Origin of the sequence: Flexivirga oryzae (assembly GCF_014190805.1) — a bacterium.
Classification (GTDB): Bacteria; Actinomycetota; Actinomycetes; order Actinomycetales; family Dermatophilaceae; genus Flexivirga; species Flexivirga oryzae.
Genome location: NZ_JACHVQ010000005.1, coordinates 25,033 through 51,353 on the forward strand (window position 1 = coordinate 25,033; position 26,321 = coordinate 51,353).

Here is a 26,321-nt window from a genome sequence, read left to right on the forward strand (position 1 = left end):
GCGGCGACGACGCTTGAACGCTCGGAGGGCACTAGCTCAATTGGCAGAGCACCGGTCTCCAAAACCGGGGGTTGGGGGTTCAAGTCCCTCGTGCCCTGCAGGACAGGTACATCAGCATCGACAAGGCAGGAAACATCGTGAGCACGAGCACCGCCTCCACGCGTGGCTCGACCGAGGAGCGATCCCCGCGCGGTCTTGGCAAGATCCTGCTGTTCATCCGGCAGGTCATCGACGAGCTGCGCAAGGTCGTGCGGCCGACTCGGGACGAGCTGGTCAGCTACACGATCGCGCTGATCGTCTTCCTGGCGCTGATCATGGCCTACATCGTGGGTCTGGATCAGCTGGTGGTGAAGCTCGTCGGCTGGGTCTTCGGCTGACGCACGATGCTGCCGACGCGGCTCCCGCGACGGCATCGGTCCGACACAAGACATCAACGAAAGCAGGGCAATGACTGGCGAGCTGGACCCGCGCGAAGCTGCGGCGCTGGACGCGGAGCGCGCCGAATCGCAGGCGTGGAACGCCGACCTCCAGGTGGAGGACGCGCAGGACGCCGACGCGCTCGACATCGCCGCCGAGGCGGACAGCGAGGCGCCCGCGGACGACCTGCGCGAGACGTTCGAGGACGACCTCGATCTCGCCGACGGCGACAGCGACAGCGAGCAGTCCCTGGCCGCCGCGGGCGAAGGCGCGGACCCGGAGGACCCGGCCGAGCTCGAGGCGATCCACCCCGACTACGACGGCGCGGACGGCGACGACTCCGACGAGGACTTCGACGCCGCCGAGGTCGAGGACGACCCGCAGATCGACGCCGAGATCGCCGAGGCGGACGCGGACCTCTCCGCCGAGGCCGACGCGGAGCGCGACGAGGACGAGGTCGACGGGGCCGAAGGTGACGAGGAGGCCGACGCCGCGGTGGCCGCCGAAGCCGCCGACCTGGGCGAGGACGTCGCGTCCGACGAGGCCGATTCCGACGAGGCTGCGGACGACGAGGCTGCGGACGACGAGGAAGGCCCGGTGCTCAGCGCCGAGGAGCAGCGCGCGGCGTTCATCGCCGACCTGAAGCTGCAGTTCGGCGAGTGGTACGTCGTGCACTCCTACGCCGGTTACGAGAAGCGCGTGAAGGCCAACCTCGAGACCCGTATGACGAGCCTCAACATGGAGGACTACATCTTCCAGGTCGAGGTGCCGATGGAGGAGTTCACTGAGATCAAGAACTCCCAGCGCAAGACCGGCACCCGGGTCCGGATGCCCGGTTACGTGCTGGTCCGCATGGACCTGACCGACGAGAGCTGGGGCGCCGTGCGCCATACACCGGGTGTGACCGGCTTCGTCGGCAACGCCCACCAGCCGTCGCCGCTGTCGATCGACGAAGTCGTGACGATGCTCAACCCGGTCTTCGAGGAGCCGGCGGGCGAGGCCGAGTCCGGCGCTCCCGCTGCGAGCGGTGTCGCCAAGCCCGGCAAGGCCGCCGCGTCGGCGGACGTCGACTTCGAGGTCGGCGAGTCGGTCACGGTCATGGAGGGCCCGTTCGAGACGCTGCCCGCGTCGATCTCCGAGATCAACACCGACACCCAGAAGCTCAAGGTGCTCGTGTCCATCTTCGGCCGGGAGACCCCGGTCGAGCTGTCGTTCAACCAGGTCGCGAAGATCTAGACCCAGGTATGACGACACATCCCTGACAGGGTTCGCCTGCCAGGACATTGCAACCGGGTCATCGCCCACGGCGTCGGCCCACGAAAAGGAACAACAGCATGCCTCCCAAGAAGAAGGTCGCCGGCTTCATCAAGCTGCAGATCCAGGCCGGCCAGGCGACACCCGCCCCGCCGGTCGGTCCGGCGCTCGGTCAGCACGGCGTCAACATCATGGAGTTCGTCAAGGCGTACAACGACGCCACGGCGGACAAGCGCGGCAACGTCATCCCGGTGGAGATCACGGTCTATGAGGACCGCTCCTTCACCTTCATCACCAAGACGCCGCCGGCCGCCGAGCTGATCAAGAAGGCCGCCGGTGTCGCCAAGGGTTCCGGTGAGCCGCACAAGACCAAGGTCGGCAAGCTGACCAAGGACCAGGTCCGCGAGATCGCGCAGGAGAAGATGGCCGACCTCAACGCCAACGACATCGAGCAGGCGTCGCGCATCATCGCCGGGACCGCTCGCTCGATGGGTATCGACACCGAGGCCTGAGCACCACCTCATCGACCGTGGTTGGGCCTGCTTCGGCCCGCACAACCACAATTCCGAAAGGGAAGAACACATGAAGCACAGCAAGAACTACCGCGCAGCGGCGGAGCAGATCGACAAGGACAAGCTCTACACCCCGCTCGAGGCGGTGCGCCTGGCGAAGTCCGGTGCGAAGACCAAGTACGACTCGACCGTCGAGGTGGCCTTCCGCCTCGGTGTCGACCCGCGCAAGGCCGACCAGATGGTGCGCGGCACCGTCAACCTGCCGAACGGCACGGGTAAGACGGCGCGCGTGCTGGTCTTCGCCAACGGGGACAAGGCCGCCGCTGCCGAGGCCGCGGGTGCGGACTTCGTCGGCTCGGACGAGCTGCTCGACCGGGTTGCCGGTGGCTGGACCGACTTCGACGCGGTCGTCGCCACCCCGGACCTGATGGGCAAGGTCGGTCGTCTCGGTAAGGTGCTCGGCCCGCGCGGCCTGATGCCGAACCCGAAGACCGGCACCGTCACGATGGACGTCGCCAAGGCTGTCTCCGACATCAAGGGCGGCAAGATCGAGTTCCGCGTCGACAAGCACTCCAACCTGCACTTCATCATCGGCAAGGTCTCCTTCGACGAGAAGGCACTCATCGAGAACTACGGTGCGGCGCTGGACGAGATCCTGCGTCTGAAGCCGGCCGCCTCGAAGGGCCGTTACATCTCCAAGGCGACGATGTCGACCACGATGGGCCCGGGCATCCCGCTCGACGCGTCCGTCACGCGCAACCTGCTGGAAGAGGGCGCCGACGCCTGAGTATCGCCTCCGGCATACCTCACGAAGCGGCCGCTGCCCCAGCACGGGGCAGCGGCCGATTCGCCATCCTCGGCCGCATCGACCACCAGCGCGGCGGCCGCCACTGCTGTCAACGCAACCGCGAAGGTCGGCGACACCATCTCGGGCACGGCGCTGCAGCAGCGGTTGCAGCAAGCGCGGCGCGGGAGGTCCGCGCACGTGACGGAGAACACCGGCGCCCACGGCGCGTTCACCGCCGATGGTGTCGTGTCGTTCGCCGAGGACGGTACCGCGACCGAGCGGATGGTCGAGCACGTCGGTGCGAAGAAGGCCAATCTGTTGTATGTCGGAGACGTGCTCTACCTGCAGGTTCCGTCGGACGGCTCGGGCTGGATCGCGGTTCGACCCGATGGCACGGACGCGCTCTCCAGGCAGCTCGCGCCGTTGCTGTCCGCCATGCGACAGAGCGAAGGCGGTCGGGCCGGCGGCACGACGGATGTCACCTGGAAGGTCACGGCGAGCACACCGTCCGCGGTGACCTACCGGACGCACCTCACCGCGGCTCAGGTCAAGGCTCAGGCCACGAAACTGGGGACCAGCAAACTGGTCAAGGTCCCGGCCTCCGGCGAGGACATCATCGAAGTCGTCTCCTCCGCACAGCTGCTGCTGAGCATGCAGGTCGTGGCGAACGCGAAGACCACCCTGCAGGCGAAGTACTCCCATTGGGGCCCGGCGATCAAGATCACCGCACCGCCCGACTCCGTCCCGGCCTGAGCATCGCCGGGCACACCGTCAGAAGTAGTCGCGCAGCTGCATCGGCGTGTTGAACAGCGCGTCCCAGATCGGGTCGTGGTCGACGGGTCCGTGCAATTGGCCGGTCAGGCGCAGGCCCGAGCAACGCTGCGCGCCACCGTACAACGCCGCGAGGCCGCGTGCGCTGAAGACCGGCCCAGCACCGGAACTGCCATGTTCGCAACGCAATCCGGCGCCTTCCGCGGTGAGTGTGTAGTCTCCGTCGACCCCGGCGGCGAAGGCCCCCTCGACGGTGAACGGCAGGTCGACCTGCAGACCGGGCACTCCGCGACGTGCGCCGAAGGCTCCCGGTATGTCGAGCAGCGCGATCATGCAACGGTGCTCGCGCACGGGTGGTGGCGGTTCGAAGGGCAGCACCCCCAGCGACTCGTCGCCGGTGGGTAGCTCGACGTCGACCCGGCCGCTGACCGATCCGAAGCTGCCGAGGAAACGCCAGAGCGCGCGGGTCGCGTCCGGGGTGAGACCGATCAGGTCCTGCACCTCGATCACCGAGGATTCCGGGTCGTATCCCGTTCCACGGGTCCATCGCACGCTACCGACGATGCGGCCGCCGTCGTCGACGGCGAGGGTTGCGGACGCCGGGTCCGCGACGTAGTCGGCGCACAGGTGGGGCTCACCGGGGCCGGTCCGGGTGAGCGGCCCGAGGCGTTCGGCCGCCCATTCGGCATACAGACCACGGATCGTGTCCACATCGGCGGCCGTCGCGCGGCGCAGCAAGATCGACGTCGGCGCCGCGACGTGGGCGAGCAGGGACACGGGCAGCTCGCGGTGTTCGAGGGCACCTACGATCTCGTAGCCGAACCGGCGGTAGATCCCGGCCGCGGTGGGGAACAGTACGCTGACCGGCTGACCCATCCGCTGGGCCCGTTCGAAGCCGGCCCGGAAGAGCGGCGTGAGCAGCCCGCGGCCGCGAGCCTCGGCGTGGACCGCCACCCCCTCCACGCCGGAGACCGGTCGGGTGCGTCCGCCCGGCAGGTGGGCCTCGTAGTCGCTCACCCGGATCTTCGCGGTGAGCCTTCCGTCGACGAACGCACCGAACACCGTCCCACCGGCGGGTGGCAACTCGACCGGCCGGCGGTCGGGTCCGTACCCGAATGCCTCGGCGCCAAGCCGGTGGTTGGCCTTGCGGTCGTCGTCGGTCAGCTCGCGGATCACCGGCTTCATGACAGTGACCCTATGCGGGACAGCAGGATCGGGTGTGTGCCACCGTCAGTCGGAACCACGCGACGCGCCGACCAGGGTCGCGAGGCGGCGGATGGCGAACTCGTAGCCCTGCGACCCGCATCCGACGATCACCGCCGCCGCGACGTCGGACAGGTACGAGTGGTGCCGGAACGCCTCGCGCGCATGCACGTTGGAGATGTGCACCTCGATGAACGGTGCCGGCACGTTGGCCAGGGCATCGCGGATGGCCACCGACGTGTGGGTGTAGGCGCCGGCATTCAGCACGATGCCGGCCGTGCTCCCACGGACACTGTGCAGCTTGTCGACGATCGCGCCTTCGCTGTTGCTCTGGAAGCAGTCGACGGTCAGGCCGAACTCCCGTGCGGTCTCGGCGCACTGTGCCTCGATGTCGGCCAACGTCTCGTGCCCGTAGATCTCCGGCTCGCGTGTCCCGAGCAGGTTGAGGTTTGGTCCGTTGATCACGGTCAGCGGTTGGGTCGACATGTCACTCCTTGATGGTCCGGTTGAGCAGAGGTTCAGCGTATGCGGCACGGCCCGGTGGACTCGCGAACGACCAGGTGCGTGGGCAGTTGCCAGGACTGGTCCGTCCGAGTTCGTTGCAGTCCCAGGTGGATCAGGGTCTCGACGGCGCGTGCTCCGGCGTCCTGCGTGTGCTCGGCGAGCGTCGTCAGGGTCGGCGTGCACAGGTCCGCGCCGAAGATGTCGTCGAAGCCGACGACGCTCACGTCGTCCGGGACGCGCACGCCGCGCTCCAGCAGCCGCCGCATGACGCCCAGGGCGAGCATGTCGTTGTGGCACACGGCCGCCGTGGTGCCCGAGGTGATGACGGCATCCGCGGCCGCCGCACCGGCTTCCCTCGTCGGCGCGTAGGGGCCGAGCCTGCGGACCGTCATACCGACCGCGTGCGCGGCGTCCTCGAGGCCGGCCCAGCGCCGACGGCCGGACCACGACTCGGGTGGGCCGGCCAGGAAGACCGCCGACGGGTGTCCGTGCGACGCGAGGTGGTCGATGATCTGGCGCGTGCCCGATCCGAAGTCCGCGACGACGCCGGTGATGCCGGGGATCGCGCGGTTCAGCAGCACGAGGTTGTTGAGCTCGGCGGCCCGGCGCAGCTCGGTGTCCGGCAGACGGGACGCGCTGAGCACGAACCCGTCGACCGCCGGTCCGAGCCGTCGCACCAGTTCGGCCTCGGTCGCCGCCGACTCCTGGGTGTCGCCGAGCACCAGCGTGCGACCGGACCGCGCCGCGGCCCCTTCGGCGCCCTTGATCACGCCGGCGAAGTAGGGGTTGGTGATGTCGGGGACCAGCAGCGCGAGCGTCTCGGTGCGGCCGCTCTCCAGTGCGCGTGCCATCGGATTCGGCGTGTAGCCAAGGCTTTTCGCAACGTCGAGGACGTGCTCACGCGTCGCCTGGTTGACGCGTCCCGGGTTGGTGAAGGCGCGTGACACGGTCGATGCCGCCACGCCTGCCTCGCGGGCCACATCGAGGATCGTCGCGCGCTTGCGCGGCCGGGGAGCGTCCATGGAGGACAGTATGGCAAATTCTGGCAAACGATTGCCAGGTGATTTGGGTCACTCGTAGCGTCGTAGGTACGCACTGATGCAGGACGACGGAGGACGAAGCGATGTCAGACACCACCCACGAGAAGGGGCGCTCCCCGCGCCGCGCGGCCATTGCCGCGTGGACCGGCAGTGCGCTCGAGTACTACGACATGGCCATCTACGGCACTGCCGCGGCACTGGTCTTCCCGAAGATCTTCTTCCCGGAAGCCGATGCCTCGACGGCGACCATCGCGTCGCTCGCGACGTTCGGCGTCGGGTATGTCGCCCGCCCGGTCGGGTCGTTCTTCATGGGCCACATCGGTGACAAGCTGGGCCGCAAGCGGGTGCTGATCGGCACCATCATCCTGATGGGCCTGTCCACCTTCCTGGTCGGCTGCCTGCCGACCTACGACCAGGTCGGGCTGTTGGCTCCCGCACTGCTGGTGCTGCTGCGACTGCTGCAGGGTTTCTCGGCGGCCGGTGAGCAGGCGGGCTCCAACTCGATGACCTTCGAGCACGCACCGCAGCATCGCCGCGGCTTCTTCACCAGCTTCACCCTGAACGGCACCCAGGGCGGCCAGGTCCTCGCACCACTGGTGTTCCTGCCGATCGCCGCACTGCCCGAGCACCAGCTGCTGACCTGGGGCTGGCGGATCCCCTTCCTGCTCAGCGCGGTGGTCGTCGCGATCAGCTACTTCATCCGCGCCAAGCTCGACGAGACACCGGAGTTCCGCGCCGAGTCCGCGAGCGCCGAGGTGCCACCCGCCCCGCTCGCCGTGCTGTTCCGCGACCACTGGCGCGGCGTGGTCCGGGTCTTCTTCGCCGCATTCGTGGCGATGGTCAACACGGTGTTCGCGGTCTTCGCGCTGACGTTCGCCACCTCGGACGCCTACGGCATCGGGATCAGCAAGACGGCGATGTTGTGGCTCGCGATCATCGCGAACGTAGTGGCGCTGGGCACCATCCCCGCCTGGGCCGCACTGTCGGACCGGATCGGCCGCAAGCCGGTCTTCGTCGGCGGACTGATCGGCACCGGTGTGATGGTCGTGGTCTTCCTCTGGACGATCTCCACCGGCAGCCTCCCGCTGGTCATGATCACCGGCATCCTGCTCGCCGGTGTCGTCTACTCGATGCCGAACTCGGTGTGGCCGGTGACGTATGCCGAGTACTTCCCGACGAGCGTGCGGCTGTCGGGTATGGCGGTCGGAACGCAGTGCGGCTTCGCCCTGGCCGGCTTCACCCCGTCGATCGCGGGAGCCCTGATGGGCGGCGAGGCCGGCAACTGGTACAAGGTCGCAGCGTTCGCGCTCCTCGCGTGTACCGCCTCGGCGATCGCCGTCCTGAGCGGGCCGAACCGGACCCACACGATGCCGACAGCCGAGCTGGGCGCCAAGCGTGGCTGCAGCCACAAGCTCGTGCCGGCCGTCCCGGCGAACTGATCGGGCAGCGGTGAACACCATGACGCAACAGACTTCTTTCGTGCTGGGCCTGGTCGGCGCCGGCATCGGAGCCTCACTCACTCCGGCGATGCAGGAGCACGAGGGTTCGGCGTGCGGGCTGAACCTCACTTACCGTCGCATCGACGCCGGCATCGAGGGTTTCACCAGCGCCGACCTGCCCGAGGTCCTCGGCTGGGCCCGGCGGCTCGGTTTCGACGGGCTCAACATCACGCACCCGTTCAAGCAGGCCGTCATACCGCTGCTCGACGAGCTCACCGATGACGCCCACGACCTGGGCGCCGTCAACACCGTCCTGATGCGGGACGGACGGCTCGTCGGGACCAACACCGACTGGTCCGGGTACGGGCAGGCGTTCCGGCGGGAGCTGCCGGACGCGGTCCACGACCGCGTCGTGCTGGTCGGCGCCGGCGGCGCCGGCTCGGCGGTCGGGTACGCCCTGTTGCACCAGGGCGCGGAGCACGTGAGCGTCGTCGACGTCGACCGGGAGCGCGCCGACGGGTGCGTGACCCGCCTGGCCAAGGTGTTCGGTGACGAGCGGGTTGCTGTCGCCGGTGACGTCGCCGGGGCGCTGGCCGACGCACAGGGGCTGGTGAATGCGACGCCGATCGGCATGCTCGGCCACGAGGGTATGCCGATCGCGGCCGACCTGCTGCGCCCCGACCTGTGGGTGTCGGACGTGATCTACTTCCCGCTGCACACCGAACTGGTCGAACGTGCAAGGGAACTCGGCTGCCGGGTCCTTCCCGGCGGCGGCATGGCGGTGTTCCAGGCGGCCGATGCGTTCGCGCACTTCACCGGCCGCACCCCGGACGCGGACCGGATGATCCAGTACTTCAGCGAGCTGACCGCGCTGTGAGCGCGCTGCGCAAGGGCATCGCCACGGTGTCGCTGAGTGGGCTGCTCCCCGAGAAGTTGGCCACCATCGCGGCGGCCGGCTTCGACGGGGTGGAGATCTTCGACAACGACCTGATCGCGTCACCGCTGCATCCTTCGGAGGTCGCGGCACGGTGTGCCGACCTGGGGCTCACGGTGGACCTCTTCCAGCCGGTGCGGGACGTGGAAGGAGTGCCGCCCGAGGGGTTCCGCCGGGTCCTGCACCGTCTGGAGCGCAAGTTCGAGATAGCGCAACAACTCGGGGCACCGGTCGTGCTGGCCTGCTCGAACGTCTCGCCGGACGCCGTCGACGGTCCCGCGCTGCGCGCTGCACAACTGCACCGGATCGGCGAACTCGCGCAGGAACACGGACTGGTCGTCGCCTACGAGGCGCTCGCCTGGGGCCGGCACGTCAACCGGGTCTGGCAGTCCTGGACCGCGGTGCAGGACGCGGATCACCTGGCGGTCACACTCGCGGTGGACACCTTCCATCTGCTCGCCCGCGGGGACGACGCGGCAGCGCTGGACGGCATACCCGGCGACCGGATCGGCTTCCTGCAGGTCGCCGACGCACCGATGCTCGACATGAACGTGCTGGAGTGGTCGCGCCACTTCCGCTGCTTCCCGGGCCAGGGCACGCTCGACGTCGCCGGTGTCGTGGCTGCCACGCTCGCGGCAGGGTATGCCGGGCCGGTCTCGCTCGAGGTGTTCAGCGACGTGGTCCGGCAGGCGCCCCCGACGGTGACGGCACGGGACGCGATGCGTTCCTTGTTGTTCCTGGAGGATCAGCTGACCGGTGCGTTGCCCGCCGTGGCCGCGCAGGAAGCCGCCTTCGTGGAACTGGCGGCGCCGCCGGACGATCCGCAGGTGAAAGGAACGTTGGAAGCACTCGGTTTCCGGCTGGCCGGGGTCCATCGGACCAAGCCGGTCACCTGGTGGCGCAACGGCGGGGCGTCGCTGGTGCTCAACGGCCAGGAGACCGGCCACGGTCGGCCGCAGGCGCTCGGACTGGTCGCGCCCTCGGTGGCCGCGGTGCAGACGCGGGCCGCAGCACTCGACTGGCCGCAGTTGCAGCGCACCCGAGGCGCCGACGAGTCGGCCCTGCCGGGCATCACGGCACCGAGCGGTGTGCATGTCTTCGTCAGCGCCCCGGCCGGTGCACCGGACGACTGGCGCTCGGACTTCCGCGCCGACACCTCGCTCGGCGACAGCGGCTGGCTCGGGCTGGACCACGTCGGCATCACCGTGCCGCCCGACCGGCTCGACGAGGAGACCGCCTTCTACCGCATCCTGCTCGGGCTGCGTCCCGGCTCCCTGCAGGAGTTCATCCAGCCGCACGGACGGTTGCAGAGCAGGACGCTGCGGCCCGCCAGCGGCGGCCTGCGCATCGTGCTCAACGTGTCACAGGGTGACGGGGCATCGGCCGGAGCACGCGGCATCACCCAGTTGGCGTTCGGGTGCGCCGACGCGGCCCGGGAGGTGGGCCGCCTCCGCGCCGCGGGAGTGGCGTTGATGCCCGTCCCGGACAACTACTACGACGACCTGGACGCCGCGTTCGACCTGGACCCGCAGTTCCTCGGGCTGCTGCGGGACCACCGGTTGCTCTACGACGCGGACGCGCGCGGCGGCGAACTCCTGCACGCGTACACGATGCCCTGCGAGGACGGCTTCTTCGTCGAGATCCTCGAACGCAGAGGCGGTTACGACGGGTATGGCGCCCGCAACACGCACGTCCGCCTTGCCGCGCAAGCGGCTGCGTGACCCGGACCGAGGCTCAGATCGCGTAGGACGACTGAGTTCTCGTCGCGCGTGAGTCCCCGAGGTCGGTGTTCGCCGCCGCAGCTTCACGCAGTTCGGCGAGGGCCCGGTGGCATGCCGTGCGCACGGCACCCTCGCGCATCCGCATGATCGAGGCGACCTCGCCGACCGGAAGATCCTCCATGAAGCGCAGCACGACGATGGCGCGCTGCCGCTCGGGCAGGCGACGGACCTGCGCGAGCAGGGCGTGGTGTTGCACATACGCCTCGGCCGGATCCGGGCTGGTCAGCTCGTCGTTGTCGAACGGGCTGACGATCTCGGAGGATGCCCGGCGACGCCGCCCGGACAGGAAGGTGTGCACCATCATCCGTCGCACGTACGCCGAGGGAGCGGTTGCGGACCGGACCTTGCGCCAGGACACGAACGTCTTGGTGAAGGTCTCCTGCAACAGATCGTCCGCGTCGGTGCGGTTGCCGGTCAGCGAGGTCGCCAACTTGCGTAAACCCGCGGTCTCCCGCTCCACGAAGGACGCGAAATCGCTTGTCGTCACAGCAGATTCGCCTTCTGCAGGTTGGTGATGATGCTGCTGATGGCGGTGGACGCTCCCTGCTCGGACTGGGTCATGGCGGAGATCACGTACTTGCCGACGACCTGGACGGCGATGTAGTTCGACTTGAACTTCAGGTCCGGTTGGCTGGGTACGCCGGTCGATGGCTGTTCGAAGAGGTAGCTGGGTCCGTCCGCTCCGGCGACACCGGACCACGGGACCTGCACGGCGCCGGTCTGACCGGCCACCCAGATCCAGCCGCCGCGGCTGGCCTGCACCGTCGGGATGGCTGTCCGCGCCAGGTGGACGTTCTTGAACGCGACGATCAGGGTCATCAGGCTGCGCTGGTCCGGGTTGCCGTCGCCCGGCATGCTGCCGTCCGTGCGGTAGTTGAAGGCGCTGTCGAAGACGTTGGCGACCTGTCCGGTGGTGTCCGGGGTGCTGTCGTTCTGCGCGTTGCTGCGCGCCATGACCAGGGTGGGTACGGGAGCTGCGCCGAGGTCGTCCGCATCCACGTTGGAGGTCGGCCGGTGCCGCGAGTAGGTCAGCCCCTTGGGCAGTTGTGCGCCGTGCGGCAGCAGGTAGCCCGCGAGCCCGGCGATCTTCTTGTTGTGCCCCTGGTACGGGTCGGAGGTGCTGGTGTCATCCGGCCCCGAGTAGTCGTCGTACCCGGGCTGGACGGTGGTGATCGACGGGGAGGACGTGGCTTTCCTCGGTGCGGGGTGGCGGGTGGGGTTCTGTGTGGAGAACTGCAGGTGCACTCCCGGACCGGCCGGGTCGACCCGGTGGACGGAGTTGGCGCCGTTGCCCACCGCGTTGCCGGTCAGCGCGACCGTCGCCACGATCGCGGTCGCCGCGACCAGGCCGCCGCTCGCACCCGCCGCCACCCGCAAGTGCTTGCGCTGCCGGCCGGCGGAGATCGCGTGTTCGGCGAGGTCCGCGGCACCGTGTGCGTCGGACGGCAGGTCGGCATACGCCGCCCGCAGTTGTTCTTCCAGCTCGTCGATCATGACGATGAACCCCCTGAGGTCGAGGTGACTCGGTATGTCGAACAAGACGCCGCGAACAACGTCCCGCGTTACAGGTCACCGGACCGATGCCCCGAGCATACGGGTGCCCGGGGCAGCCGCAGGTGGCTCAGCGCCGCCGTATCTGGGCCGGCAACATCGCGAGGAGACCGAGCAACGCGGTGACCGCGACCAGGTAAGCCAGGCCGTGTTCGAGCGCGACCCGCGGCCCGCGGTCCATGGCACCGAAGAAGACGATGCCGATCAGCGCGACTCCGACGGTGTTGCCGACCTGCTGCACCGCGGACAACGTGCCCGACAGCGAACCCGCCTCGGCCGGCTGCACCGACGACATGATCGCGGCGATCTGGCTGGTCAGGGACACGCCCATCCCCAGCCCCGTCAGAACCAGCCCGGGTGCCAGCCAGAGGACCCCGGCCGCCGGGAGGTCGACCACCACGAACGCCGTCGCCAGGTGTCCGAGCAGGCTCGTTGCGGCTCCCACTGCGACCGCACGACGTCCGAACCGGGCGACCAGCCGCTCCGCCTGCGCCGTGCCGACCAGGTAGGCAACGGCGAGGAAGGTGAACATCGCGCCCGATCCCAGCGCGCTCAGGCCGCGCCCGCCCTGCAGGTACACCGCGAGGACCAGGAAGTAGGACGCCATCCCGAGGAAGAGTGCGACCTGCATGATCAAGCCGTTCCGGACGGCCGGCGAGCCGCGCAGCACCGCACCGAGCATCGGGTCGTCAGCGCGGCGCAGCAGGACCCGGCAGCGGACGACCAGCAGCGCGGTGCACAGGACGGACGCTGCGAGGCACGCCCACGTCCAGCTCGGCCAGCCGAGCCGGCGTCCCTCGAGCAGCGGCAGCAACAAGGTGGTGAGCGCGGCGACGGACAGCGCCATCTCGGCGACGTCGAGCTTCGGCGGGTGGTCCGCACGGGTGCCCGGCAGCCGCCGCACGAGCGCGAGTATGGCGACGCCGATCGGCACGTTGACCAGGAAGATCGAGCGCCAGCCCACACCGAGGAGGTCGAGCTGGATGAGCGCGCCGCCGATGAGCTGTCCGCTCGCCGCAGCGATACCCATCGCGGTGGAGTAGGCGCCGATGGCGCGGGCCCGCGCCGGCCCGGTGTAGATGTCGCCGATGAGCGCCAGCACCATCGGGGTGATCAGCGCGCCGCCGATGCCCTGCGCGATGCGGGCGCCGGTGAGGGTGCCGATCGACGGGGCCAGGCCACACGCCGCCGACGCGAGCGTGAAGAGGAGCACTCCGGTGGCGAAGATCCGGCGGCGGCCCCATCGGTCACCGGCCCGGGCGCCGGCGAGCAGCAGGCCGCCGTACGTGAGCCCGAACCCGGCGATCACCCACTCGATGCCGGTGTCGTCGGTGTGCAGGTCGTGTTGCATCGACGGCAGCGCGACGTTGACGATGAAGAAGTCCAGCACGACCACGAAGACGCCGGCCAACAACGTGATGAGCGGCACCGGGCCGGCCGTCGCCGTACCCCGAAGTGGTTGTGCGGTAACGGTTTCGGATGAGGTATGGCGACCGGGGCGACGCACCGTGTGTTGTGTTGTCATACCTGAAGTTCTCCAGCCTCCCCCAGGGGGAGACTCAACAATTCGGCTGACATCGACCCTCCTGCTGGGGGAGGGTTGAGCGTTGTGCGCATGACAGAGTTACTGAGCATCGGCGACTTCTCCCGGATGACGTTCCTCAGCGTCAAGGCGCTGCGGCACTACCACGACGTGGGGTTGCTGGAGCCCGCGCGGATCGACCCGCACTCGGGATACCGCTACTACGTGCCCGGGCAGGTCGCGGACGCGCAGCTCATCCGCCGGCTGCGGGACCTGGACATGTCGGTCGACGCGGTGCGCAAGGTGGTGACCGCGCCCGACCCGGCGGCACGTGATGTGATCATCGCCGAGCACCTGGACCGGATGACCGAGCAACTGCGCCGGACCCAGGAGACGGTCGACTCGCTGCGGCGCATCCTGCAGGACGAGCAGCAGGAGCTCGCGGTCGAGACGATCCACGAGCCCACGGTGCATGCGCTGGTCGTCCGTGAGCACGTGACCGGTGACACCGCGATGGCGTGGTGGATCGACACCTTCACGCAGCTGCACCGCAGTCTGCGAGTCGGTCGCGGCAGGCGCACCGGGCCGGACGGGGTGATCTTCCCGACCGAGTACTTCACCGAGGGAGCCGCCGAACTGGTCGCCTACGTCCCGGTCGACGCGCACACCCGCGGAGCCGAGCAGGTGCCGGGCGGGGACTTCGCCGTGACGACCTACGACGGGCCGTTCATCGACCTGGACCGGGCGTACGGCGTGCTCGGCCAGTCGGTGACGGAGCGGGCGATGTCCGGCGACGGGCCGGTGCGGGAGCGTTACCTCCCACGCGGTGACGAGAAGGACCTGATCGACCACACCACGATCGTGTGGTGGCCGGTCACCACACGATCGTGACCGGCGGTCAGGCGCCGGCGGGCGCCGATTTGCCTGCCGGTCGCTTCGGAACGTACCCTTGAGGCACCGAAGACCGCCGGTTGTTCATGTGCCCCGGCACATGACCGAAGGTTCCGCGACGAGCGGGCGACCAGCGCAGGTGAGCCAGGCAGCACGACCACGTCATACCTGTTATGACGCGTGACTCATGTGAGCCCCGGACACTTGTGCCGGGGCTCTTTTTCGTATGTCGGGCCGCGGCGATCCATCGGGACGAACATTCACCGATCAAGGAGGTCCGCATGGCCAGGTCCGACAAGTCGGCTGCCATCGCCGAGCTCACGGACAAGTTCCGTGACTCGGGTGCGGCCGTGCTGACGGAGTACCGCGGTCTGTCCGTGGCACAGCTCACCGAGCTGCGCAACTCCATCCGTGAGCACGCGACCTACACCGTGGTGAAGAACACGCTCACCAAGCGCGCCGCCGAGGCGGCCGGTGTGACGGCATTCGAGGGCGACCTACAGGGTCCGTCCGCGATCGCCTTCATCACCGGTGACCCGGTGGAGGCTGCCAAGGGGCTGCGTGACTTCGCCAAGGCGAACCCTCTGCTGGTGATCAAGGGCGGCGTCATGGACGGCAAGGCCCTGTCATCGGAAGAGATCACCAAGCTTGCGAGCCTCGAGTCTCGCGAGACCCTGCTCGCCAAGCTGGCCGGCGCCATGAACGCGTCGCTCAGCCAGGCGGTCTACCTCTTCGCCGCGCCGCTGTCGCAGACCGCTCGGGTCGTCGACGCACTGCGTGCCAAGGTCGAGACCGAGGGCCCGGTTGCCACCGACGCCCCGGCCGCTGCCGCCGAAGAGACCGCGCCCTCGGCCCCGGCCGAGGCTGCGACCGACGTCGCCGAGGGTGGCGACGAGAGCTGAGTGCTCCGGCATACGGCTCGAATCTTTAACAAGGACAAAGCCACTCACGGCATACGACCTGCGTGGTCGTAGAAACGAACGAAAGGTTGCCAACCATGGCAAAGCTCAGCACCGAAGAGCTCCTTGACCAGTTCAAGGAGATGACCCTGATCGAGCTCAGCGAGTTCGTCAAGGAGTTCGAGGACACCTTCAACGTCACCGCTGCGGCTCCGGTCGCCGTCGCCGCTGCTGGTGGCGCCGCCGGTGGTGCGGCCGCCGAGGCCGCCGAGGAGAAGACCGAGTTCGACGTCATCCTCACCGCCGCCGGTGACAAGAAGATCCAGGTCATCAAGGAGGTCCGCGCGCTGACCTCCCTCGGCCTGAAGGAGGCCAAGGACCTGGTGGACGGCGCTCCGAAGCCGGTTCTGGAGAACGTCGACAAGGACGCGGCCGAGAAGGCCAAGGAGCAGCTCGAGGGCGCCGGCGCGTCCGTCGAGCTCAAGTGAGCTGACGCTTCACAGCTTCACTGAGGCGGCCCGATCCCACCTGGGATCGGGCCGCTTTCGTGTGGGTGGCGCGGTCTCGACGCAGAGCTGGAGACGATGAGTATGCTCACGCGACGTGATGCGGATGAGGTGCTCCCGGGCTGCACTGAGTGGTGCGGCATGCCTCCTCCTGATCGTGGGGTGTTCGTCATCGGGCAAACCGGTGACGGCACGACATGTGTCGTCACCCGCAGAGGCCAGCCGCTCACGGTCTACCGGTAGCGGGCATGCTTCATCGGTGGGCCAGACCGCTCGGGCCGCTCCCGCTGATCTGCGCGTGGTGGCACGGAAGTCGTACGAGGTCACTGCTGGGGTCGTGGGCCACGTGGCTGTCTTCGGTGATTGGATCGCGTACGCGTCCGGGCCAAGCGGTGGAGCCAACCCCACCACGGTCTCGGTGATCAACCGGCGAACCGGCGCCGTGCGCCGGATCGCCACGACTGCATGGGCCGACGGGCAGACGGATTGGGTCGAGGGCACCGGTAACTGGGTGTTCTGGACCGATCAGAGTTTTGAGCCGACCGACGCGACGACTCCGGCGTGGACATTCAAGGGGATGGATCTGCTGACCGGCAAGGTCATCGAGCTGGACCATTCGGACTCGTGGTCGTCGCCCACTCCGATCCCACGCGCCGCCAACGGTTACGTGGTGTGGTATCGCGCAGCGAACAGGAAGGGGACCACTGCGACGGTGTGGACCTTCACACCGAAGACCGGCAAGAAGCACAAGATCGGCACCGGTTGGTACTCGTTCACCACCCCTGCCAAAGGGTTCGTCGTGTTCACGAGGCTGATCGAGCCCAGCAGCCCGAGCACGAAGCTGATGGACGTCAGCCTGTCGTCCGGGCAGGTTCGGCAGATTCAGGGTGGTCCGGACGCGACCATTCCACGGACCGCCAATGGGTCTGACCTCCTGGTCTGGCTGGCACCGTCGGTGAATGATGCGGAGAGCGTCAACTGGGAGACCGGAGTTTCCGGACGGTCGACGTCTCTGGTTGAGCCTGCGGCAACGATGGCGGTCCCTGGCAAGAACTTCGTCGCGTTCGCGGACAGAGACGGCGATCTCGAGGTGGTCAACGCAGCCAACGCTCATGACCTGCTCACGGTGACGACGGATCCCGTGTTCGTTCCCTGCCGTGTCGCCGCCGGTGGCAGCACTGTTGCCTGGTGTGAGCAGGAGTCGTCGACGCGGATCATGATCCGGACCGTAGAGGTCAGCTAGCCGGCCATCGCGGACCCGTCGAAGGGAAGTGCCCGCCGCTCCGAGTTGCACCGACACGATGGGCGCGATCAATGACTCAATGACCGCCTCACAATCTTCGCCGCCTGGGGCTACCGTCTGACGATGCCGCAGCAGACGTATTGGAAGGTCCCGTTTGAGTGGACAGCGACCACGCCCCCACCGGACGATGCCTTACCCGCGGGTTGGTCGTGGCGTGACGGGACAACGTTGGCGGCGCCGGTCGGGCTGGTCGGCGAAGTGCTGGCGAACTCGCCAGGGCCGGAGGATCGCCGAGCGGTCGACCAACTCGGAGCCGACGAAGCCGCCCGTCGGCTCGTTGCCCTGGCTCCGGGGTTCAGCTACCTACCGAGCTGTTGGCACGTCCTGATGGTGCGGCGGTCGATGGCAGGTTTCGTACTGCCTGTCATCTACGACGGTTGCGCCCGCGACGGTCTCGACGAAGCAACGATCTACCACATGGGGGTCGCGCCCGCATATCGCAGTCAGGGCATCGGACGACTCCTACTGCGCCACGCCACGCAGGCGCTTGTCAACCACGGCATCTGGCGGGCGTACTGCGATACGCCTTCGAATGACTACCCGATGATCCACCTGTTCGAGACTGAGAGGTGGAAGCGCCTCCCCGATCACGAACGCCCAATCGCCGAACTGGAATAGCCGTAGCTCATGACGGCGGGCCGCACTGCGTCCATCGGCGGTCGTCACGCTCCGGGTGACGATCCTCAACCGGACAGGACTGCTGGCGTGTCGCGTCCGACAGAGCCGCGGCCTGCTTCCGGAGCTGCGTTGACCTTCGAGCTGGTCGAACGCCAAGACTGATGGGTTATGGACGCTCAGGTTGTGCGGTTTCACCCACCGGAGGCACCGCTGCAGAAAGGAACCTGCTACGACGGCCCAACGTGATAAGTTTTGGACGATATTTTTATACGTATGGAGAACCTGTCAAGAAAGTTGAACCATGTCGTGGAGCCCGCAGGTCCCGTACAACGAGCTACCGCCGTTGCCGCCGCCTGGTCTGGATCTGGAGCCTAAGCCTGTCCTGAAGGCAACGGTCGAAGCACGCGTGGCTCTGGCGACCCTTGCCGAGGAGGGGCGGCAGTTACCGAACCCGACCATCCTGATCCACGCCGTACTCCTACTCGAGGCGCAGGCGAGCTCCGAGATCGAGAACATCGTCACCACCGCAGACGAACTCTTCAAATACGCCGAGGCCAATGCCGGCGAGCCCGCGGATGCTGCCACCAAGGAGGCTTTGCGCTACCGGGCGGCTCTGTTCGCTGGAGTTAGCGAGATCAAGAAGCGTCCGCTGATGAGCTCGACGGCCGCGCGTATCTGCTCGGTCCTGCACGCCCGGGAGATGGCCGTGCGATCCGTACCGGGAACCCGGATCGCCAACCCGGCTACCCAGGAGGTGGTCTACGCACCGCCGGAAGGTGCCGCTGTGATCTTGGACAAGCTGGGCGACTGGGAACGGTTCGTACACGCAACCGACGACCTCGACCCCTTGGTACGCATGGCATTAGCGCACTACCAGTTCGAGGCTGTCCACCCGTTCCATGACGGCAATGGCCGGACCGGGCGCGTAATAAACATCTTGATGCTGATCGAAGCCGGCCTGCTCGATGAGCCGATTCTCTACCTGTCCCGGGCCATCATCGAGCGCAAGAACGATTACTACCGGCTGCTGCGGGGCGTGACTGCTGAGCACGCGTGGATCGACTGGATCCTTTACATGCTCGATGCCGTCACGCGCTCAGCGAACTCCACCGTCCGCAAGATCGATGCGATCCGGGCGTGCCAGCGCGACATTGCCGGTCGCGCTCGAACGGTGACCAAAGGCGGCCAGAATGCGGCGCTGCTGGAGCTGCTCTTCGAGCAGCCCTACTGCCGCATCAACGTGGTGGTGGAACGTTGTGGGGTCTCCCGGCCGACGGCGGCAAACTGGCTGCACGCTCTCGCTGGTGCGGGGCTGCTGCGCGAAGTGAAGCACGGCAAGGAGGTGCTGTTCGTCAATCACGAGTTCCTCGAGGTGCTGATCCGCGCCGAGTAGTTCCCAGAACTACCTGGATCACGCTGACACGACATTCGCAGCCCAGGACCTGTCGACGATCACCGCCGACGTCGCAAAACCCGGTCCCGTGCACGATCACCGATCATCGATCATCGATCAAGGACCGTCACGCGGAGCGTGACCGTCACCGATCGGCTGATCGGGAGTGATGCTGTCGCACCCGGGGTGAACACCACCATCTACCCTGATCGCACGCGTCGCCAACGGTTACGTGGTGCGGTACCGCGCAGCTGCGCCTGCCGCTCCGACGCCGGACTCATGACTCGGCCAGGCTGAAGTCGGCGAAGTCGAAGCCGGGGGAGACGATGCAGGCGACGAGGGTGGCGCGGTCGGGGTCGGCCGGCACGGCGCTCTGCCACTCGCCGGCCGCGACGAGGTGCTGGCCACCGGGGCCGAGCGTCACCGTTTCGGTCTCCGTGGGGCCGGTGCCCGTGCCGCCGAGCGTCACCCGCGCGGGGCCGCCGCCCTGCCAGATCCACAGCTCCGGGGACCGCACCCGGTGCCAGGCCGACGTCTCCCCGGGACGCAGCAGGAACAGCACCGACGTCGCCAACGACCGTGTCCCATATTGCGTTTCGACCGTCTGTGGGTGGCGCCACGTCTCGCGGAACCACCCGCCCTCCGGATGCGGTTGCAACCCCAGGTCTTTCGGGTCCGTCGGAATGGGGTCCGACTGGTATGTCGACATCTGCCCTCACGGATTCGATGGACGGTCAGGAACATTCACCGGTGATCGTAGAGGCAATTACGGTGTCGTCAGGGAGGACGAAGATGACCATGGACCCATCGACCGGCCCGGGTGGACTGCGTGCCGCGCTCGGCGCGCTCGTCGAACCGCTGGCCGAGGTGCACCCGTGGCTGCCGGCCGCGCTGATCGATTTCGTACTGCACAGCGGCTCCGACGCGGTGCTGATGCTGCTGGAACCACCTCGCACGGGTTCGTTCGAGAGCGAGGAGCAGCGGCGACAGGATCGGCTGCTGCATGCCCGTATCGGCGGCTACGGGACGGGAAGTGTCGAAGCGGACCGGCGTGCCCAGCGCGGCTTCTACCAGGAGCTGGGAGCGTCGACTCCCGCCATACAGCTGCGGTGGTACCGGGTGCTGGCCGCACTGCACCCGCAGACGACGGACGACCCGTTGCCGCTTTCTGCCCTGCTCCACGGTTACGCGAACGCGGTCACCGACGGGCCGTCGTTCGGTCACCCGCAGCTGGAGCGACTGCTGGAATTCGCCGGCCACCCACCGGTTGCCGTCCTCGGCCGGGCGTTCGCCGCGTCGACCGAGGACGAGCTCTACGGTGTGCGGGACCTGCTCACCGCGATGCCCGGCTACGCCGACGCCCTGACCCGCCACCACGACACGGTGGTCGAGTCGATGCGGAACGCCGCCGGGCGGGGCCGCCTCGCCGTCCTGGGCCTGCTGGAGAGGCAGCCACTCGCCGTGTTGCGGCAGTACCTCCAGGTGCTCGCCGAGTATGCCGTCTCCGGGTCGTCGGAAGTCCGTGCGGCGGCGCAGAAACTGCTGGCCGAGGCGCCGGCGACCGAGGTCGACGACGCGTTCTGGCGGCTCGCGGCCGACGGCCGGCCGAACGAACGCGCCCACGCCCTCCGTCGCCTGTACGAACGCGCGAGTGACCCGGACGCGCGCGAGCGTGTTCTTCTGGCTGCCCGCTCCGACCGGGCCGCGAGCGTCCGCCAGGTCGCGGACGACCTGCCGATCGAGACCGCGCCGGTGCAGCTGCCATCGGCGCCGACGACATCGGTCGACTGGCAGGTGAGCCAGTCGCCGGAGTTGAACCTCGCGTTGCGTCAGTTGCGCGACGACCTCGACCTGGCGGCCGCCGAGATGAGTCTCACCGCGCCCCGCGGCCGAGCTCCCGGCCCCGACGACCCCGGTGTCCTGGGCAACGACGGTCTGCTGGACCTGACCGCCGCCGTGCTGGGCACGGGGACGGGAGCGGATCGGAGCCGGGTCAAGTGGAGGTGGCTCGCCTCGACGACCAGCTTCGAGCGGTTCGCGCAGAGCGACGGCGTGCAGTTGCCCGCCCTGCTTCGCGCGCTGCAGTGGTTCGGGCTGCTGCGCATCGAGGGCTCGCTGTCCGAATACACGGTGCTCGGCATACACGCCCTGCACGACGCGCGTCCGGAGCCGCCGTCCTTCGACGACGTCGCCCGGGCGCTCACCGACCTCGGGGTCCCGCGGGCGGCCGTGGTCGAAGCCGTCTGCTTCCAGACCCTGGGCGCGCCGTGGGATCGGGCCGACCTCGCGGGATTCGTCGCTCGGCACCTGCCGACCATCCTGTCGCTCACCGAGGAGACGCACGACCGGTCCGCGCTCGGCGACACGGAGGTCGAGCAGCGGGCAGCGGCGACCGAACTGCTCGGCGCCCTGGACGACCCGCCGGAACGTGTTGTCCGGCAGCTCGGCACGGCGGCCGTCACCGGGCCGCAGCAGATCCAGCGTGCCGCCCGGGCAGCCCTGGGTGACGGTCCGCATGCGGTGGCGGCCGTCGGCAACGCCATCGGCCACGGCCGTGCCACGGTGCGCACCGCCGGCGCGCGATGGGCCGCAGAACGGCACCTGTCCGCCGCTGTCCCTGCCCTGGAGCGCGCCGTCCGGGCGGAACGCAGCGACACCGTCCGAGCGGCCCAGCTCGACGCGCTCGAGGCGCTCGGACGGTCGGTGAGCGAGTACGTGGACCGGGACGCGCTGGTGGGCAAGGCGCGGGAGTCAGCCGCCGAACCGCTGCCCGACACGCTCGCCTGGTTCCCGTGGCCCGAGCTGCCGGTCGTGCGCTGGGCCGACTCCGGCGCGCCGGTGCCGCCGGAGGTCATCCGCGCGCACCTGGTGCAGTCGGTGCGGTCCAAGGATCCCCAGCCGGACGTGCTGCTGCGGCGGTATTGCGCGCTCTACGACCCGGCGGACCGGGAGCGGCTCGGCGACTTCGTGGCCCGGTCGTGGATCGACGCCGATCTGGCCGAGGTGCGGCGTCTCGAGCGGGAGAACGAGCCCATCCTGGACCCGCGCATCGGTTCGCTGATCGCAGCCAAGGGCGCGCTCGCGGTGGCCGCAGCCTGCGCCGGTGGCGGTGTCACCCCGCTGGTGCAGTCCTACCTCAACGAGTGGTACGGCATGCGTGCGGCGCAGTGCAAGGCGCTGCTGACCATGCTCGCCTGGGTGGACGACCCGAGCGCGGTCAACCTGTTGCTCGCGGTCGGTCGCAAGTTCCGGACACCCTCGATCCGCAAGGAGGCTGCAGCGCTCATCGAGGGTATGGCGGAGCGTCACGGCTGGACGCCCGACGAGTTCGCCGACCGGACCATTCCGGAGGACGTGACCGGCAGGAAGCTGAAGTCTGTGCAGCGCGAACAGACCGCACGGCTCTACGAGGCGATGGTCTCCGAACGGCTCTGGTCGGTGCCGGACTGGCGGCGCTTCACCTCGCACCCCGTCATCGCACCCCTGGTGTCCGGGCTCGTATGGCGCGCCGCGCCGTCCGACGGGGCGCAGCCCGTCGTGTTCACCGTCGGCCCGGACGGCCGTCCGCTCGCGGTGACCGGCTCGGTCACCGAGCTGCCGCCCGATACGGTCGTCGGCCTCGCGCACGGATCCCGCCTCCCGGCCGCCGAGGTCGAGGGATGGACGGCCTGGCTGGGCGCTCGCGATGCGGCGCCGGTGCTGTCGCAGTTCGGCCGCGCGGCGTACGTGGTCCCGGACGGGCAGCGGCGCAGCACCGAGATCGCCGATTTCACCGGCTGCCTGCTGACCGGATTCACCCTGCGCAATCGAGCGAAGAAGCTCGGCTATCAGCGGGGCCCCACCCTCGAGGGCGGCTGGTTCGTCCGTTACGAGAAGACCTTCGTCAGCACCGCCGTCACCGTCGCGATCTACTTTTCCGGCAATGTGCTGCCGGAGGATGACCTGCGGATCGCCTTGACCGACATACGTTTCGAGCGTTCTCGGCCCGGCCGCCCGGCTCGTTTCCTGCGTCTGGAGAAGGTGCCGCCGGTACTGGTGACGGAGGCGTATCACGACGCCGCCGACATCGCCGGCCGGAAGAACGTCCCGGTCGCCGACTGGCGGGACCGGATCCGTCGGTCCTGAGGGCGACGCCGTCAGGGCGTGCCGGAGTCTCCCCAGTGTCGAGGTATGAGCGGGTATGCCGGTCCCGGCGTGCGTAGGTCTGCACCGGGGGGAGCTATGACCGGGTTTCGGGGTCGGCGGCGTGCCGGAGTCTCCCCAGTGTCGAGGTATGAGCGGGTATGCCGGTGCCGGTGCGCGTAGGTCTCCACCGGGGGGACCTATGACCGGATATGCCGCCTAAGGCCGTACGCGACTCCCCACCGGGGGGACCTGTGCACGGCCGCGCGCCGCGCCCGACCCCCGCCCGACCCCCGCCCGCCGACCCGGCACGCCCGGAAGTTCTCCGGCGATTACTAAGCAAGCGCTTAGTGAGTCAGCTACTGTTAAGTAGCACACTCACGACCACCGAAGGGTTGCCCGACGATGCGCCTGCAACTGTCCGACGAGGACGCTGCCTTCCAGCAGCAGATGCGTGACTTCTTCACGACCGAGATCCCTGCCGACCTCCGCGAGCGCTGGGCGTCCGGCGGAGAGGTGAGCGCCGACGACATACGCGAGTCGCAACGCCTGCTCAACGCCGCCGGTCTCGCCGTCCCGCACTGGCCGGTGGAGTGGGGCGGCAAGGACTGGACCCAGCTGCAACGGCACCTCTACCTGCAGGAGATGCAGGCTGCCAGCGTGCCGCCGCCGCTCGCGTTCAACGCCAGCATGGTCGGGCCGGTCATCGCGACCTTCGGCAGCCAGGAGCAGAAAGAGCGCTTCCTGCCGGCCACCGCGAACCTGGACATCTGGTGGTGTCAGGGCTTCTCGGAGCCCAACGCCGGCTCCGACCTCGCGAGCCTGCGCACCGAGGCGGTGCTCGACGGCGACGAATGGGTCGTCAACGGGCAGAAGACCTGGACCACGCTCGGCCAGCATGCCGACTGGATCTTCGCGCTCGTGCGCACCGAGCCGGATGCTCCGAAGAAGCAGATGGGCATCTCGTTCCTGCTGATCGACATGAAGACGCCGGGCATCACTGTCCGCCCGATCCAACTGATCGACGGCGGCCACGAGGTCAACGAGGTCTTCTTCGACAACGTGCGAGTGCCCGCCGACCAACTGGTGGGGGAGCGCGGCAAGGGCTGGACGATCGCCAAGTTCCTCCTCGGCAACGAGCGGGTGGGCGTGGCTCCGGTCGGCACCATCAAGCGGGCCCTCGCCAGTGCCAAGGGGTATGCCGCCGCGGCCAGGTCCGGTGAGGGCACCCTGTTGCAGGAGCCGCTGGTCGCGGCCCGCTTCGCCGAACTCGAGACCCAGCTGGCCGCGCTCGAGCTCACCGTCCTGCGGGTCGCCGCCAACTCGCGCGGCGAGAAGCCCGACCCGGCATCGTCGATCCTGAAACTCAGGGGTTCGCAACTGCAGCAGGACGTCTTCGAGTTCACCATCGACATCGCCGGCCCGGCCTCGCTGGAGTGGCAGCAGCCGGACGACACCGACCTGCAGAGCTGGGCCGCCGTCGCGACACCCACCTACCTCAACTTCCGCAAGGCGTCGATCTACGGCGGGTCCAACGAGGTCCAGCGCAGCATCATCGCCTCGGGCATCCTCGGACTGAAGGGCTGACCACCATGGATTTCACATTCGACGACGAACAGAAGGCCCTGCAGGACGCGGTCCGGGAGCTCGCGGCCCGCAACGCGCCCGCGGAGGCGCACGGCGACGTCCCGGTCGGACCCGCGGCGCACGACCCCAAGGCGTGGTCGGCGATCGCCGAGATGGGGCTGCTCGCGCTGCCGTTCGGCGAGGACGTCGGGGGCGCGGGCGCGTCCACCGTCGAGGTCGCCATCGCCGCCACCGAACTGGGCAGGGCGCGGGTGGCCACGGCATACGCGGAGGCACTCACCGCGGCCGGCCTGATCGCCTTCGGCGGCAGCGACGAGCAGCGCGCGAAGCTGCTGCCCGACCTGCTCGACGGCACTTCGCTGGTCGTCCCGGCGTTCGCCGAGCCGGGTCGCGCCTGGTCGCTGGAGGCGTATGACGTCACGGCGTCCGGCGCCGGAGCGGGGTCCCCGCGAAGTATTCGGGGGAGCGAAGCGGAGGAGAAACTTCGTGGGGTGCAGGGTGACGTGACGCTGACCGGCACCAAGGAGCCGGTGCCCTACGCCGACGCCGCCGACAAGCTCGTCGTCACCGCGCGGGTGGGGGACCGGACCGGCCTCTTCCTCGTCGACGGCGCGACGGTGTCCGGCATGCGGGTCCGTCTCGACAACACCCCCGCGGTCGCCCTGGGCAGCGTCGACGACGCGGCACGTGCCATCCGGGCCGGCGTCAACCTCGGCATCCTCGCGGTGACCGCGGAGGCGCTCGGCGCGATGGACGCGGCGCTGCCGATGACCGTCGAATACCTCAAGACCCGCAAGCAGTTCGGGGTGCCGCTCGCGGCGTTCCAGACGCTCACCCAGCGCGCGGCCGACATGTACGTCTCGCTGGAACTCGCCCGAAGCACGGTGCTCTACGAGGGTATGGCGCTGGCCGCCGACCCGTATGACGCCACGGCCACCTCCCGGGCGAAGGTCGTGATCGGACAGTCGGGCCGCCACGTCGGCCAGGAGGCGATCCAGTTGCACGGCGGCATCGGGATGACCGCGGAGTACGCGGTGGGGCACCACACGGCCCGGCTGACCGCGATCGAGCACACCTTCGGCGACACCCGGTGGCACCTGGCCCGGCTGGCGGGGGCACTGGACGACCACGAGCAGGTGGACCTACTGACCTGACCGTCAGCTCGACACAAGCGGCGTCTCTGCATCCCGTAAGAACTTGGTCAAGCGCCCGTCCAGCTTTGGCAAGAATTACCCGCAGGCATTGCGCCGGACTTCTCGAATAGTGAAAGTGGCTACACCGCAGGCG

General features: G+C 68.7%; 24 protein-coding genes and 1 tRNA gene. 18 read left to right on the forward strand and 7 right to left on the reverse strand.

The window, feature by feature from the left end; genetic code table 11:
• Nucleotides 1-25: 25 nt before the first annotated feature.
• The 6 genes from FHU39_RS21020 to FHU39_RS21045 all read left to right on the forward strand — a co-directional run bounded on the left by FHU39_RS21020 (nucleotide 26) and on the right by FHU39_RS21045 (nucleotide 3,723).
• Nucleotides 26-98: transfer RNA gene (locus tag FHU39_RS21020), tRNA-Trp, on the forward strand.
• Between the two features lie 39 nt (nucleotides 99-137).
• Nucleotides 138-377 carry a preprotein translocase subunit SecE gene (gene secE / locus FHU39_RS21025; protein ID WP_343066048.1) on the forward strand — a complete coding sequence of 80 codons (240 nt, stop codon included), beginning with the start codon at nucleotides 138-140 and terminating at the stop codon, nucleotides 375-377.
• A gap of 343 nt (nucleotides 378-720) precedes the next feature.
• Complete coding sequence (nusG, locus tag FHU39_RS21030) at nucleotides 721-1,653, forward strand: transcription termination/antitermination protein NusG (RefSeq protein WP_425484822.1); 933 nt, start codon at nucleotides 721-723, stop codon at nucleotides 1,651-1,653.
• A gap of 98 nt (nucleotides 1,654-1,751) precedes the next feature.
• A complete protein-coding gene (rplK, locus tag FHU39_RS21035; protein ID WP_183322709.1) occupies nucleotides 1,752-2,183 on the forward strand; it encodes a 50S ribosomal protein L11 in 432 nt (143 codons plus the stop codon).
• Between the two features lie 70 nt (nucleotides 2,184-2,253).
• Nucleotides 2,254-2,970 carry a 50S ribosomal protein L1 gene (rplA, locus tag FHU39_RS21040; protein ID WP_183322710.1) on the forward strand — a complete coding sequence of 239 codons (717 nt, stop codon included), beginning with the start codon at nucleotides 2,254-2,256 and terminating at the stop codon, nucleotides 2,968-2,970.
• Between the two features lie 198 nt (nucleotides 2,971-3,168).
• Nucleotides 3,169-3,723: a hypothetical protein gene (locus FHU39_RS21045; RefSeq protein ID WP_183322711.1), complete on the forward strand. Its 555-nt coding sequence runs from the start codon at nucleotides 3,169-3,171 to the stop codon at nucleotides 3,721-3,723.
• 18 nt (nucleotides 3,724-3,741) lie between these two features.
• Here the strand turns inward: FHU39_RS21045 and FHU39_RS21050 are convergent, their stop codons facing one another.
• Genes FHU39_RS21050 through FHU39_RS21060 form a run of 3 tightly spaced genes read right to left on the reverse strand, consistent with a single transcriptional unit; the run spans nucleotide 3,742 to nucleotide 6,470 of the window.
• Nucleotides 3,742-4,926: a GNAT family N-acetyltransferase gene (locus FHU39_RS21050; RefSeq protein WP_183322712.1), complete on the reverse strand. Its 1,185-nt coding sequence runs from the start codon at nucleotides 4,924-4,926 to the stop codon at nucleotides 3,742-3,744.
• A 45-nt stretch (nucleotides 4,927-4,971) separates the two neighbouring features.
• The gene (aroQ, locus tag FHU39_RS21055) at nucleotides 4,972-5,430 is read right to left on the reverse strand and encodes a type II 3-dehydroquinate dehydratase (RefSeq protein WP_183322713.1); all 459 of its coding nucleotides are present in this window, start codon (nucleotides 5,428-5,430) and stop codon (nucleotides 4,972-4,974) included.
• 32 nt (nucleotides 5,431-5,462) lie between these two features.
• On the reverse strand, nucleotides 5,463-6,470 hold the full coding sequence (locus FHU39_RS21060) for a LacI family DNA-binding transcriptional regulator (protein ID WP_183322714.1): 1,008 nt from the start codon (nucleotides 6,468-6,470) through the stop codon (nucleotides 5,463-5,465).
• Nucleotides 6,471-6,571: 101 nt separating this feature from the next.
• Between FHU39_RS21060 and FHU39_RS21065 the strand changes: the two genes are divergently transcribed.
• The 3 genes from FHU39_RS21065 to FHU39_RS21075 are packed head-to-tail and all read left to right on the forward strand — an operon-like array spanning nucleotide 6,572 to nucleotide 10,582.
• Nucleotides 6,572-7,927, forward strand: coding sequence for an MFS transporter (locus tag FHU39_RS21065; protein ID WP_183322715.1), 1,356 nt, complete (start codon nucleotides 6,572-6,574; stop codon nucleotides 7,925-7,927).
• A gap of 19 nt (nucleotides 7,928-7,946) precedes the next feature.
• Nucleotides 7,947-8,804 (forward strand): shikimate dehydrogenase, encoded by an 858-nt coding sequence (locus tag FHU39_RS21070; RefSeq protein WP_183322716.1) that lies wholly within the window; start codon nucleotides 7,947-7,949, stop codon nucleotides 8,802-8,804.
• Nucleotides 8,801-10,582: a sugar phosphate isomerase/epimerase and 4-hydroxyphenylpyruvate domain-containing protein gene (locus FHU39_RS21075; RefSeq protein ID WP_343066049.1), complete on the forward strand. Its 1,782-nt coding sequence runs from the start codon at nucleotides 8,801-8,803 to the stop codon at nucleotides 10,580-10,582. Before FHU39_RS21070 ends, FHU39_RS21075 begins: the two co-directional genes overlap by 4 nt.
• A 13-nt stretch (nucleotides 10,583-10,595) precedes the next feature.
• Here the strand turns inward: FHU39_RS21075 and FHU39_RS21080 are convergent, their stop codons facing one another.
• From FHU39_RS21080 to FHU39_RS21090, 3 genes are all read right to left on the reverse strand, one after another.
• Nucleotides 10,596-11,129, reverse strand: coding sequence for a SigE family RNA polymerase sigma factor (locus FHU39_RS21080; RefSeq protein ID WP_183322717.1), 534 nt, complete (start codon nucleotides 11,127-11,129; stop codon nucleotides 10,596-10,598).
• A complete protein-coding gene (locus tag FHU39_RS21085; protein ID WP_183322718.1) occupies nucleotides 11,126-12,136 on the reverse strand; it encodes a hypothetical protein in 1,011 nt (336 codons plus the stop codon). Before FHU39_RS21085 ends, FHU39_RS21080 begins: the two co-directional genes overlap by 4 nt.
• Nucleotides 12,137-12,263: 127 nt before the next feature.
• The gene (locus FHU39_RS21090; protein WP_183322719.1) at nucleotides 12,264-13,718 is read right to left on the reverse strand and encodes an MFS transporter; all 1,455 of its coding nucleotides are present in this window, start codon (nucleotides 13,716-13,718) and stop codon (nucleotides 12,264-12,266) included.
• A 90-nt stretch (nucleotides 13,719-13,808) separates the two neighbouring features.
• Here FHU39_RS21090 and FHU39_RS21095 point away from each other — a divergent pair, with 90 nt between their 5' ends.
• From FHU39_RS21095 to FHU39_RS21120, 6 genes are all read left to right on the forward strand, one after another.
• Complete coding sequence (locus FHU39_RS21095; protein WP_183322720.1) at nucleotides 13,809-14,606, forward strand: MerR family transcriptional regulator; 798 nt, start codon at nucleotides 13,809-13,811, stop codon at nucleotides 14,604-14,606.
• A gap of 281 nt (nucleotides 14,607-14,887) precedes the next feature.
• Complete coding sequence (gene rplJ / locus FHU39_RS21100; protein ID WP_183322721.1) at nucleotides 14,888-15,508, forward strand: 50S ribosomal protein L10; 621 nt, start codon at nucleotides 14,888-14,890, stop codon at nucleotides 15,506-15,508.
• Between the two features lie 95 nt (nucleotides 15,509-15,603).
• Nucleotides 15,604-15,993: a 50S ribosomal protein L7/L12 gene (gene rplL, locus FHU39_RS21105; RefSeq protein WP_183322722.1), complete on the forward strand. Its 390-nt coding sequence runs from the start codon at nucleotides 15,604-15,606 to the stop codon at nucleotides 15,991-15,993.
• A 460-nt stretch (nucleotides 15,994-16,453) separates the two neighbouring features.
• Complete coding sequence (locus tag FHU39_RS21110; protein WP_183322723.1) at nucleotides 16,454-17,254, forward strand: hypothetical protein; 801 nt, start codon at nucleotides 16,454-16,456, stop codon at nucleotides 17,252-17,254.
• 123 nt (nucleotides 17,255-17,377) lie between these two features.
• Entirely contained in the window at nucleotides 17,378-17,932 is a 555-nt protein-coding gene (locus FHU39_RS21115; RefSeq protein WP_183322724.1) for a GNAT family N-acetyltransferase, read from the forward strand.
• Nucleotides 17,933-18,233: 301 nt separating this feature from the next.
• Nucleotides 18,234-19,325: a Fic family protein gene (locus FHU39_RS21120; protein WP_183322725.1), complete on the forward strand. Its 1,092-nt coding sequence runs from the start codon at nucleotides 18,234-18,236 to the stop codon at nucleotides 19,323-19,325.
• A 277-nt stretch (nucleotides 19,326-19,602) separates the two neighbouring features.
• Here FHU39_RS21120 and FHU39_RS21125 read toward each other — a convergent pair whose 3' ends face one another.
• On the reverse strand, nucleotides 19,603-20,034 hold the full coding sequence (locus FHU39_RS21125) for a cupin domain-containing protein (RefSeq protein ID WP_183322726.1): 432 nt from the start codon (nucleotides 20,032-20,034) through the stop codon (nucleotides 19,603-19,605).
• Nucleotides 20,035-20,117: 83 nt separating this feature from the next.
• Between FHU39_RS21125 and FHU39_RS21130 the strand changes: the two genes are divergently transcribed.
• The 3 genes from FHU39_RS21130 (at nucleotide 20,118) to FHU39_RS21140 (ending at nucleotide 26,188) form a co-directional block, all read left to right on the forward strand.
• A complete protein-coding gene (locus FHU39_RS21130) occupies nucleotides 20,118-23,450 on the forward strand; it encodes a DUF4132 domain-containing protein (protein ID WP_183322727.1) in 3,333 nt (1,110 codons plus the stop codon).
• Between the two features lie 402 nt (nucleotides 23,451-23,852).
• Nucleotides 23,853-25,034, forward strand: coding sequence for an acyl-CoA dehydrogenase family protein (locus FHU39_RS21135; protein WP_183322728.1), 1,182 nt, complete (start codon nucleotides 23,853-23,855; stop codon nucleotides 25,032-25,034).
• Nucleotides 25,035-25,039: 5 nt separating this feature from the next.
• On the forward strand, nucleotides 25,040-26,188 hold the full coding sequence (locus FHU39_RS21140; RefSeq protein WP_183322729.1) for an acyl-CoA dehydrogenase family protein: 1,149 nt from the start codon (nucleotides 25,040-25,042) through the stop codon (nucleotides 26,186-26,188).
• Nucleotides 26,189-26,321 lie beyond the last annotated feature (133 nt).